This is a genomic window from Parafilimonas sp., assembly GCF_047606085.1.
Lineage (GTDB): Bacteria > Bacteroidota > Bacteroidia > Chitinophagales > Chitinophagaceae > Parafilimonas.
In genome coordinates this window covers 1-11,067 of the sequence record NZ_JASGEX010000033.1, presented here as the reverse complement: position 1 = coordinate 11,067, position 11,067 = coordinate 1, and the positions used below count along the sequence as shown (strand labels likewise).

9 protein-coding genes are annotated in these 11,067 nt (G+C 37.6%); 5 read left to right on the top strand and 4 right to left on the bottom strand.

Features of this window, described 5'->3' with window-relative positions:
- Positions 1 to 238: 238 nt before the first annotated feature.
- On the top strand, positions 239 to 1,255 hold the full coding sequence (locus QM629_RS02960) for a threonine aldolase family protein (protein ID WP_415157025.1): 1,017 nt from the start codon (positions 239 to 241) through the stop codon (positions 1,253 to 1,255).
- A gap of 36 nt (positions 1,256 to 1,291) precedes the next feature.
- Here QM629_RS02960 and QM629_RS02955 read toward each other — a convergent pair whose 3' ends face one another.
- Both QM629_RS02955 and QM629_RS02950 read right to left on the bottom strand, forming a co-directional pair.
- Positions 1,292 to 3,976: a hypothetical protein gene (locus QM629_RS02955; RefSeq protein ID WP_415157024.1), complete on the bottom strand. Its 2,685-nt coding sequence runs from the start codon at positions 3,974 to 3,976 to the stop codon at positions 1,292 to 1,294.
- Positions 3,976 to 4,788, bottom strand: coding sequence for a GLPGLI family protein (locus QM629_RS02950; RefSeq protein WP_415157022.1), 813 nt, complete (start codon positions 4,786 to 4,788; stop codon positions 3,976 to 3,978). The genes QM629_RS02955 and QM629_RS02950 overlap by 1 nt, the downstream gene beginning before the upstream one ends.
- Positions 4,789 to 5,345: 557 nt before the next feature.
- On the opposite strand from QM629_RS02950, the gene QM629_RS02945 reads away from it, so the two are divergent.
- Complete coding sequence (locus tag QM629_RS02945; protein ID WP_415157020.1) at positions 5,346 to 5,711, top strand: helix-turn-helix domain-containing protein; 366 nt, start codon at positions 5,346 to 5,348, stop codon at positions 5,709 to 5,711.
- A 94-nt stretch (positions 5,712 to 5,805) separates the two neighbouring features.
- Positions 5,806 to 7,479, top strand: coding sequence for a glucose-6-phosphate isomerase (gene pgi / locus QM629_RS02940; RefSeq protein WP_415157018.1), 1,674 nt, complete (start codon positions 5,806 to 5,808; stop codon positions 7,477 to 7,479).
- Positions 7,480 to 7,804: 325 nt separating this feature from the next.
- Here the strand turns inward: pgi and tpx are convergent, their stop codons facing one another.
- Positions 7,805 to 8,443, bottom strand: a complete 639-nt coding sequence (tpx, locus tag QM629_RS02935; RefSeq protein ID WP_415157016.1) for a thiol peroxidase — start codon at positions 8,441 to 8,443, stop codon at positions 7,805 to 7,807.
- Positions 8,444 to 8,802: 359 nt separating this feature from the next.
- Between tpx and QM629_RS02930 the strand changes: the two genes are divergently transcribed.
- Together QM629_RS02930 and QM629_RS02925 are read left to right on the top strand one after the other, a co-directional pair.
- Positions 8,803 to 9,840 carry a hypothetical protein gene (locus QM629_RS02930; protein WP_415157014.1) on the top strand — a complete coding sequence of 346 codons (1,038 nt, stop codon included), beginning with the start codon at positions 8,803 to 8,805 and terminating at the stop codon, positions 9,838 to 9,840.
- A 125-nt stretch (positions 9,841 to 9,965) separates the two neighbouring features.
- Positions 9,966 to 10,217, top strand: a complete 252-nt coding sequence (locus QM629_RS02925) for a universal stress protein (RefSeq protein ID WP_415157012.1) — start codon at positions 9,966 to 9,968, stop codon at positions 10,215 to 10,217.
- On the opposite strand, the gene QM629_RS02920 is transcribed toward QM629_RS02925, so the two are convergent.
- The gene (locus QM629_RS02920) at positions 10,169 to 10,714 is read right to left on the bottom strand and encodes a DUF1080 domain-containing protein (protein ID WP_415157010.1); all 546 of its coding nucleotides are present in this window, start codon (positions 10,712 to 10,714) and stop codon (positions 10,169 to 10,171) included. The two genes, QM629_RS02925 and QM629_RS02920, sit on opposite strands and share 49 nt — an antisense overlap.
- Positions 10,715 to 11,067 lie beyond the last annotated feature (353 nt).

Sequence of the window (11,067 nt, the reverse complement as noted above, 5' to 3'; positions counted from 1 at the left end):
CAATGTTTGACCTCACCCCAACCCCTCCCGAATGGTCGGGACAAGTTCTCCAAAGGAGAGGGGCCAGAACCCGCTCTGGCAAATGGTTTCAAGAGATTCGATAATTTTTATCCGGACAATAATGATTCTATATAATTTCTATGAGCCTGTATCATTTGCAATAAAGTGTAAACAGCTATAGCAAGGGAAGCGCTGATTATGCCTCAGATAAAACCGGCTGACTTTATCTTTGCCGTTTATGACCGACCTCAGAAGCGATACCGTAACCAAACCAACGGCTGCCATGCTTGATGCCATGATGCAGGCAAAAGTGGGCGACGATGTTTTTGGAGAAGACCCCGCCGTTAATGCGCTTGAAATAAAAACGGCTGCCTTATTTGGAATGGAAGCCGCCATTTTTTGCCCCAGCGGAACCATGACAAACCAAATTGCCATTAAATGCCATACACAGCCGGGCGATGAGATAATCTGCGACAGGCTTTCACATATATATCAGTATGAAGGCGGCGGCATTGCATTTAATGCAGGCTGCTCTGTTAATTTAATTGATGGCAATTATGGCAGGATAACAGCAGCACAGGTGGAAAACTGTATTAATAACAGGAACGATTTGCATAAAGCATATTCTAAACTGGTTTCACTCGAAAACACGGCTAACCGCGGCGGTGGATGCTGTTATGATTTTGAAGACATTAAAGCTATCAGGAAAACATGCGATGCCAATAATCTGCTGTTGCATTTAGATGGCGCCCGCTTGTTCAACGCCCTTATTGCAAAAGGAGAATTGCCCAAAGATTACGGGAAAATATTTGACAGCATTTCTGTTTGTATAAGCAAAGGCCTGGGCGCACCTGCGGGCAGCCTTCTCATTGGCACAAAGAATTTTATTGCGCAGGCAAGAAGGATAAGAAAAATTTTTGGCGGCGGCATGCGGCAGGCCGGCTATCTTGCCGCCGCCTGCATGTATGCGCTGGATAACAATATGGAAAGATTAAAAGACGATCACCTGCATGCACAAAAACTGGCAGCCGCATTGCAGCAAAAAGATTTTGTGGGCGGCATATTCCCGGTTGAAACCAATATTGTGATTTTTGAAGTGAAAGGCAGATATACGGCAGAAACATTATCGGCTTTGTTTAAAAAAAATAATATACTTGCCATGGCAATTTCAAAAAAACATATAAGAATGGTTACCCATTTAGATATAACGGCCGCAATGATTGATGAAACCATTGAAGTAATTAATCAATTATAAACTGTTTAAGAAGTACATAGCCTTTCCTCAATATTTTTAAAAATCATAGGAAACTGTAGCTAAAATAGTTCTTGGCCTTAATTTATAATTGAAATTGGAAATAGAATTAGCTGTAACCGATAGCGATGAATATATTTTTAGATCAGTTATATTGGCACATAATAATTCTATGCTAAGCGGTATTTTTTTTAACCTGTATTTAAAAACAAAATCAGCAAATACAAAACTTTTGGAAGATGACTGCGCTTGTTTAATTGAATAATATTCGCATTTTGCTGTTATGCCTAACCTGTCTATTGGGAACATTTCTATATCAGCCTGTTGTTTTAATTGTTCACCAGGTTGAATAAAATCATTATCGCCGTAGTCTGCTTTTGTAATAGTTTTGTTATAATCAACTTTATAATTGCCATACAACCACTCCGTTATTTTAGTGCGTAAACCAGCCGAATAAAAGTTTGATAAGGAAATTACAGGAAAAAGAATGTCATTTTGCAATCGCTGTGAATGACTATACTGAAAATAATATTTTAAACTGAGTGTGGTTTTTAATGCAAAAATATATTTGCTAAGGCTGCTACTAATGTTAAACGATGAAACATTATTTTTAAAGGGCAACGCTATTTGTTTTGTTAGATTGTTTTGTATTAAGGTTGAATAAATAAAATTATTGCTTTTAAATCCATAATTGGCAAAAACATTGAGGAAAAAAACTTTAAGCGATTTTTTGAATGTAAACCCTGCATTAATATTGTGATTGAATGTTTGTTGCAATGGTGCATTGTTTGAATTAAATGTTCTGTAATCTAACATAACCATACCATAATATACCTGTTCAATGCTGCCTGGCTGAAAATTATAACTATATCCTGCTGATACATAGCTTTCTCTACCAACCTTGTGTTGCCATTTAAAAAAGGGGGTAATGAAAAAAAAGCTGTGCCTGAAGCTTTTACCCAACAGTGTGTCTTCATAGTTGATAATAGTATTATTTACAGGCGCAGATAATACGAATGAATTTCGGTCATATTCCCAACGGACTTCAGGGTTTAAGTATAATGTAAATTTATGCCAGCTTAAATGATTTGTAAAGCTGTCGCTTGCCAAATTTATGGTGTTATTCAATTGCTGGATATCTAATACAGATTGCAAAGCTTCCTGATGATATAAAAAACCGGCTTTATAACTTTGAAAAAAATGTTCTCCCGGTTTATAATATGTAATATAATTATTGGTAAAAAAAGAAGGAATCGTTGCATGTTGTATAGCTTGCTTAAACGAATCGCTGTTATTTAGAATTTCCTTATTCAGGCCGGGTGTTACATGTAAGGTTTGCGGTTCTTTATTATAATCGGTAAAGGAAAAATACTGCAAAATATTGTTGCCTCCAATCACTTTTACACCGGCAAAGCTATTAGTAAAGTTAACTATATGGCTAAGCAACTGCTGCTGAACTGGATTGTTATTAGCAATAATGCCCGCCAAATTGTTGCCAGTATTATAGTCGGCAGAAAGAGTATTATTTAAATACTGTTTTGCATTGTTAACATTTATATTTAACTGCACATGCAAGTTATTGGTTTTATCAATACTGCTTTGCTGTTCGGTGTAAGCAATTGTATCAATTCCCGGGAAAAAATACTTTATAGCATTATTAAAGTCTTGTTGCTGCCTGTTATTAAGGTAATAAGCATTTATTCTTAATGCAATATCTTTTTTAAGTTTAACAAGATCATTTATATTAAACATTTTAGCATTATTGAAAAGAAATCTCTGCTTATCAATTTCCTGCGGATAAACAGGGTTGTTAGTAAGCAGTTGAGGCTGGTTATCATCAGGGAAATCGTTTAAATTGTGAGAAGCAATCTCATCACGCAAATCTTCACCAACATTATTTATTTTAAAGGCATTAATAGCTTTAAATTTATTTTTAAACGCAAGGCTGTTTGCTTCACCCTTATACGCACCACGACTGCCAACCCCACCTTTTGCACTATTTATAAACCGCAATTTATCCTTATCCTTCAAAGTAATATTTATGGCAGCCCTGTCGGTGGTAACAATTCCGTTCAGCAGCTTAATATCCTGGTTGTTTTCTATTACCTGCACTTTATCTACAATATCGGCAGGTATGGTTTTAGTGCCCATTGTATACTTGTCGTCCAGTAAATTATCTCCTTCAATATAAAATTTATTAATAGCTTTTCCATTATATTTTATAACGCCATTATCGTCCACTTCTATGCCTGGTAACTTTTTAATTACATCGCCAATTACTTTATCGTTTTTATTTGCAAAATCTGTTACACGGTAATTAAGCGTATCGCCGCTTTTTTTTATGCGGGGCGAGTTATCAGTTACTGTTACAGGTGTCAAAAAATTTTCATCGGCGTTTAATACAAAATTAAAACCGGCAGACCAGTCGCTAATATTTTTCTCTGCCCTTAAATATCCAATGGCATCTACCGTAACTGCTAGGTTTTCTTTTAAGATATTGCTGTCATTAATTAAAAAAGAATAAAATCCGTTTTCGTTGGTTTGGGTGAAAAAAATGCCAGCGCCTGAAGATTTATTTATAATGCTTACAGTTGCAAAACCAATGGTATTGCCTGCAGTATCTTTTACAGTGCCCTTCAGGTAAAATTTTACACTTTGAGCATATAACTCGTTTGAAATTACCAGCAAAAGCAAAACGATAAATAAACGGCTGTTAAATTGCATTAATTATTTGTCAACTCTATCGGATTATTTATTCTACCCTGCTTTCGCGGAGATACTGTTGAACTTGGATCAACTGAAATTGTTATTCCTTTGTCGTTAAAAGCAGCGCCTGGATTTTCTCTAAAGGCATTTACCATCCGGTTGTATTCAGCCATGGTGGTTTTTATTGCATTTGCAGGAAAATTAATTATTGCAATATTTTTATTAAGCATAACGTTTTCGCAAATAAAATTCACTTGTTTTTTCTCGTCATAAGCTTCAAGTATTAATCCGGGCAATCCCTGTAGTTTCCATGGGCCAAAGCCTGCCGGTATTGCTAATGTAAACCAGGCAATATAATTGCGCCCTCTAAATATGCAGGTTGCTTTTTGGCAGATGTACCCTGCAATTTTTCTTGTATCTTTTGCTATTTGCCATTTTATTTGCGCTAAGGGTTCCGTTATTAAGTAATTATTATCATTAAACTGCATGTTTATATACAATGCTTCCGGCTCTTTATAAGTAAATATTTGTTCCGGAGAACTGATCCTGATAACGCCCATATTAATTTTAATTGCATTGCTATCGCTTGCCCCCGCCTCTTTAATTTTAGCATCTTTTATTGAATCCTGCACCATGCGTGTATAGCTTGTATATAGAGAACTTTTATTGCCAAACAACAGCATCATTTCCTCCTTATAAAAACGGGAGGCATTATTTGTGTCTAACATGTGGGAGAAACTATAGATAACCTTTCCCACCGCAGGTTCAGGCTTGCTATCCTGATAAGAAGAAAATAAAAAGAGAGAGAGAATAATATTAAAAAAAAGCATAAAAAAGTTTTGAGCAGATTAGATACTTAAGTCAAATTTACCTTTAAAATACCTGTTTTCAATTAGTAAAAGCAACCGTAAACATCCGTACGGCTGGCAACATAAGCATCGGCTGCTGCGGCTAATTCAGTTGCAATAGTACAATTACTGCAAGTGATAGTAAAAGTTAACTGTTGGCCACAGACATCATAATAAGTAGGTTGCCGATATGGGTTTTGTCATGCTGAAATTTATTGCCCGATTTTGCAATTTAAATGCTTGTTCCTGCATAGTTTGGATTTCAGTTCTTAATACATTGTACATGTACCAAATTTTTGAACATTGATTTTGAAATACTTTCTCCATTAGATGCATGAGCAAGAGAAAACAAGCTAACTATAAAAGCTGAGAGAAGTAATGTTTTTTTCATAAAAAATAATTTTTAAATTGGGACAAAATTGAATAAAGATAATCGGAAATTGGATTTTAAAAGGTAAATTTGAAATATAAAAGTCCTGAGTTTTTTTTGTTTAAGCAACAACTAACTGCACTACTTTAAAACCTTAAAATCAATTTTAATGCTTGGTCAAAAAATAAAACTGCTAAGGGAGTATAGAAACTTTACTCAGCAATATATGGCAGATGAATTAGGCATAAGCCAGAATGCTTATTCAAAAATCGAATTAAATAAAAGCAAGCTGAACGTTAACATTGCCGAACATATTGCCAATATATTACAAATATCTTTAGCTGATTTATTAAATAAAAACGATCCGGTTATTTCTTTTAATGAAAGCAACCTTGATAAAAGTTTTGATCATAAGCAGCTTGAAATACAAAAATCATTTTATGAAAAAAGAATTAGTATTTTGGAAGCAGAACTTGATACCTTGAAAAAACGGGAAGAACAATTATTACGATTAATTGAAAAGCTTTCATCTTAATCTACGTATTTTGAAGTGCTGCAAACACACTTTGTAAGTAATTAATCGTTTGTAAATTCGCCGAAAATGCAAGCTATAAATTAAATAACACGAAATGTTACCTAAGATAAATCCGACTAATACACAGGCATGGCTGCTGCTTACAAAACACCAGGGCGATGAAATGCGCCACATAACCATGAAGCGCCTCTTTGCGGAAGATGAAAACCGCTTCAGTAAATTTTCCATTACGTTTGGCGATATTTTATTCGATTATTCCAAAAACATCATTATTCCAAAAACATTGCAATTGCTGCTGCAGCTTGCCGATGACTGCAAGGTAAAAGAAGCCATAACAGAAATGTTTAATGGCGATAAGATAAATGAAACAGAACACCGTTCTGTATTGCATACGGCATTAAGAAATTTTAGTGGCGAACCTGTTTTAAGTGATGGCAAGGATGTAATGCCCGATGTGCAACGTGTGCAACAGCAAATGAAGGCTTTCTGCGAAAAAATTCACAGCGGTGAATGGAAAGGTTTTTCAGGCAAGAAAATAAAATACATTGTAAATATTGGTATTGGCGGCAGCGACCTTGGGCCCGTAATGGTTACGGAAGCTTTAAAGCCCTATTGGGCAGAAGGCATACAGCCTTATTTTGTAAGCAATATTGATGGCACGCACATAGTGGAAACATTAAAGCATGTTACGCCCGATGAAACTTTGTTCTTAATTGCTTCCAAAACATTTACCACACAGGAAACCATGACGAATGCGCATACAGCGCGTGCATGGTTTTTAAATGCAGCAAAAGATGAGCAGCATATTGCAAAACATTTTGCGGCCTTAAGCACCAACGAAAAAGCGGTTACAGAATTCGGCATTGATGCCGCCAATATGTTTGAGTTCTGGGATTGGGTTGGCGGAAGGTATTCATTGTGGAGCGCTATTGGATTGTCAATTGCATTAACTATTGGCTACGATAATTTTGAACAGCTCTTAAAAGGCGGTTACGAAACGGATGTGCATTTTAAAACAACCGCCTTTGATAAAAACATACCGGTGCTGATGGCGCTAATAGGTATATGGTACACCAATTTTTTCAGGGCGCAAACAGAAGCCATATTGCCTTATGATCAATACATGCACCGCTTTGCCGCTTATTTTCAGCAGGGCAATATGGAAAGCAATGGCAAATATGTAAACCGCAATGGCAGCGAAACCAATTATGCCACAGGCCCTGTAATATGGGGCGAGCCGGGCACAAACGGCCAGCATGCTTTTTACCAGTTGATACACCAGGGGACATTATTAATACCCTGCGATTTTATTGCGCCTGCCATTTCGCATAACCCCATTGGCAACCATCATTTAAAGCTGTTAAGTAACTTCTTTGCACAAACAGAAGCTTTAATGAAAGGAAAAGATGAGGCCGAAGTAAAAGAAGAATTGAAGAAAGATGGCAAATCGCCGGAAGAAATAAAAAAGCTCGTACCATTTAAAGTGTTTAAAGGCAATAAGCCAACCAACTCGTTTTTAATTAAAGAAATCACGCCTAAAACATTGGGCAACCTTATTGCTTTGTATGAGCATAAAATTTTTGTACAGGGCGTTATCTGGAATATATTCAGCTTTGACCAGTGGGGCGTGGAATTAGGAAAACAGCTTGCCTCTAAAGTTTTGCCCGAACTGGAGAACAATGAGAAAATCACTTCGCATGACTCATCAACCAATGGTTTGATAAATGCCTGGAAAGCGATAAGGCAGCAGATCAATCATCAATCTTAATAAAAAACCTGTGCTGTAATAAAGACAACACAGGTTTTTTATTTGTGGAGCTGTCGAGACCACAAAAGTGTTTAAGGGAACATCCTTAACCTTGGAGTTACCTGCAAACTATTAAAAAGAGGGGAGCTTTATGCCTCCCCTAATTTTTTGTCGGACTAAGATATTTTATTTGGTTCACAATCTTAATTTCCGGAGATTTATCAGTTGCATGCATGATCCGGATAAAAGAAAATAATCTTGCAATGCTTCTTCGAAATGACGATCCATGACTAATCTTATCCCGAACTCACGTTAGTACTAAGCCGTAAATCAAAATAAACACGATCTATTTTACTGCTTTTAAAGCTGCTGCATAATCAGGCTCCTGCCCTATCTCAGGCACCTGCTGCTCATAAACTATTTTGCCTGACTGGTCAATTACAACCACTGCACGGCTCAATAAGCCCCGCAGGGCGCCATCGGCAATCTCAACCCCGTATATATTGCCGAAATCGTTCCTGAAATCAGAAAGCATTACAACATGGTCAATGCCTTCAGCGCCGCAAAATTGTTTTTGCGCAAAAGGCAGGTCTTTTGAAATACAAAGCACCACTGTATTATTCAGCCCCGCCGCATCCTGGTTAAATGCCCTTACAGATTTAGCGCAAACGCCGGTGTTTACACTGGGAAAAATATTCATAACAATATACTTTCCCTTATAGTCAGCCAGTGTTTTTTCCGAAAGATCAACCGCTGTTAAAGTAAAATCTTTTGCCTGTACATTAATAGAGGGCAGTTTCCCAACTGTGTGAACAGGTTCTCCTCTTAACGTGATAGTTGTGCCGTTTGAATTTTCCATGATTGTTTTTATTGTATGATTGCTTGATGCATTTGTTTGTGCAAAACATATAGTTGCCGTTAATAAACAGGCAACGCATATAAACAAGGCATTGATAATAACTGAAGGTTTTATTCCGGGCGCCATACATTAATATTAAAAGAAACACAAACGTACATTAAATTTTTTCATGCATAAATTACATTATTGTCCGGATAACCTGGGCTAAAGCCCAGGAGAAAATATTTTAATCGTACAACAGTGAATAAATTATACAAAGTATCTGTAAAAAATTTAACGGCAGTTCCTCCTGACCAATAAAACATTAATATTCAAGAGAAATGTACTGAAAAGGCTGTGGCAGTTAGCTGAATTTCTGCAAAACGGATTGCCGTTGTGCTTTATGCAATGAGCCTGCCTGCGCTTTGTGAATCTCCGGAGGAAATGCAGAAAGAACTCCCGCGAAAATTACGTACTTTGCGGCTTCACCATTTCCGTTTTTTCTTATGAAAAAGCTACCTGCCTCTTTAATCCGGACTGTTTGTTTTCCTGGCTTGTTATTAACGTTTATTTTCACATCATGCCAGAAGAATGCAGATACGCTCAACAGCAGCCTAATTACTGCAGCATCCGATGACTCTGTTATAATTAAAGATGCCGGCATCACTGTTAAAACAGGAATATTACCTCCTGTAACGCAAAAAACTTTTATACCAAACGGCGACAGCTCCATTGCAGAGTTTCAGGTTGTGGCTGCCAAAAATATCTTTTTAAGGCGCATGGATTTTTCGGCACCTTCAATCATAAAATCTTCGCGCATCAGCAGCATCTATGATGATAAAATAGCCAACGACACAGGCACAATGACGTATTATATTGACCGCTATTTAAAACCCGGATCAGGTGCAGACCTTTTAATGGAAATATTTTATAAACATGTAAATACAATAACTTCAGGTTCCACTGCAAGGGTCAGCCTCACACATTTTTCTTACGTATCGCTGGAAGATAATGTGGAACATGATGTATATCTGAACAAGCCGGTAAAAACAAACATTATGTGCCTTGTTTTTAATAAGCCGGGCATTGTATTTCAAAACCCGGCAGGCACTGTTTTGAACAACGGTTTCAGGGAAATTATGCAGGTAAAATTAACAGGAGCATCCAGGTGGTCGCTGGCTGATCTGCCCATATTTATATATGCGCCGCCTTATTATAACGGGTCTGTGAAGAAATGCAGGCTGATAGTAAAAAATAAAAACACCACACTGGCAACGGAAAGCGATTCATTGCGTGTGCCTGCTGAAGGTTCCGGCAGCACGGTTATTCATTTCACCCCGGCCTTTCAGCATGTGGCCGGCGATACAGATACGCTTAAAATTTACGCACGGGTCTCCGGAACATTAATCAGCCTCATCAGCAGCATGAGCCCTTACAGTGGGCTTGCTTGGAAAGACGCGGTAAGCACCAGGTTTGGCGGAAACGTAAACAACAATTTTTTTAAGGACGACACCTATTTTTCCAGTTTTTATTACCAGGAATAAGCCATCGCCTTCGCTCTGCAACTGAAGCCCGCATGCATTAATTGACATATATCAGTTTTTAAACAAGCCCCGGTCATATATTCATAAACAGTGCGTGGGTAAATTCGGCATACAATATAAATTATATGAAAACGATTATTGCAGCCACAGACTATTCAAAAGAAGCAGATAATGCCGTTAACTATGCAGCGGCATTGGCCAAATACACCGGCTCAACCCTTGTATTATTTAATGCTTTTGAATATTCCATACACGTTTCCAATGCGAGGGTATCTGCATCCCTGGTTGATGCAGCCATTGCAACTAATGCCAGGTTGATGATTTATACCTATAATTTTTTAATCTTAACAGCCCGGAAAGCCGCCTCATCAATATGATCCTGCAAGGCTATGTGGCCTTTGGTTAGCTTGCCAAAATCAGTGTATGAATGGAATGAGCTTTTGGCAACAAGCTCATTCCATTCATCGCTGTTAATTAGTATATCGGCTGTAACAACACCGTTAAGCCAGAAAGTTATTTTACCATTATTTTGAACAATGCGGGATTCGTTCCATTCGCCAAACGGTTTTGGCTGCACTTCATTTTTAACCGGCAACACACCATATACGGCGCCGGCAATTTCCGCGGGCTTGCCTTTGTGCACTTCATCATTAGCATTATCCAGCATTTGAAATTCAGGCCCAGTAAAAAAAGTGGCTGCATATTTTGGGTCTTCCTGCACATTTATCATTACACCACTGTTACCGGCCTTTTCTATTGCCCATTCAAAACGCAGATCAAAGTTTTCATACATGCTATCGGTAACAAGGTCTGCATGCTCAAGGTTGCTGGGTATTTGCACACATTTTAATTCGCCATCTTCAACCTTCCACACAGGCGGTATTTATTTTTGATTATAAGCGTGCCAGCCCTTCATTGTTTTGCCATCAAAAAGCAATTGCCAGCCATCTTTTTGTTCTTGTTCGGTAAGCGAATTATAAGAGCCTGTTTTTTGCATGCAGGAAGAAAAAAATAGGGCTGAAACGGCGAACATTAAAAAAGCAATCCGTTTAAAATAAATCATCATTACAGGTTTTATTAATTGAGCTAAGATGTAAATCTACCAACCATTTCACAGGATAGGCGACATTTCTCGCTTTATTTTCCTACTTTTGCGTATGCAAAATTTAGAAGTACTTATAGGCCAAAAGATAGATGGTCGCAAATTATCGCATGGGCAAAATGAAT

What these genes read in the sequence shown, in the direction of transcription:
- QM629_RS02960 (WP_415157025.1), top strand. Translation starts at nt 239, where the DNA reads ATGACCGACCTCAGAAGCGATACCGTAACCAAACCAACGGCTGCCATG.
- QM629_RS02955 (WP_415157024.1), bottom strand. Translation starts at nt 3,976, where the DNA reads ATGCAATTTAACAGCCGTTTATTTATCGTTTTGCTTTTGCTGGTAATT.
- QM629_RS02950 (WP_415157022.1), bottom strand. Translation starts at nt 4,788, where the DNA reads ATGCTTTTTTTTAATATTATTCTCTCTCTCTTTTTATTTTCTTCTTAT.
- QM629_RS02945 (WP_415157020.1), top strand. Translation starts at nt 5,346, where the DNA reads ATGCTTGGTCAAAAAATAAAACTGCTAAGGGAGTATAGAAACTTTACT.
- pgi (WP_415157018.1), top strand. Translation starts at nt 5,806, where the DNA reads ATGTTACCTAAGATAAATCCGACTAATACACAGGCATGGCTGCTGCTT.
- tpx (WP_415157016.1), bottom strand. Translation starts at nt 8,443, where the DNA reads ATGGCGCCCGGAATAAAACCTTCAGTTATTATCAATGCCTTGTTTATA.
- QM629_RS02930 (WP_415157014.1), top strand. Translation starts at nt 8,803, where the DNA reads ATGAAAAAGCTACCTGCCTCTTTAATCCGGACTGTTTGTTTTCCTGGC.
- QM629_RS02925 (WP_415157012.1), top strand. Translation starts at nt 9,966, where the DNA reads ATGAAAACGATTATTGCAGCCACAGACTATTCAAAAGAAGCAGATAAT.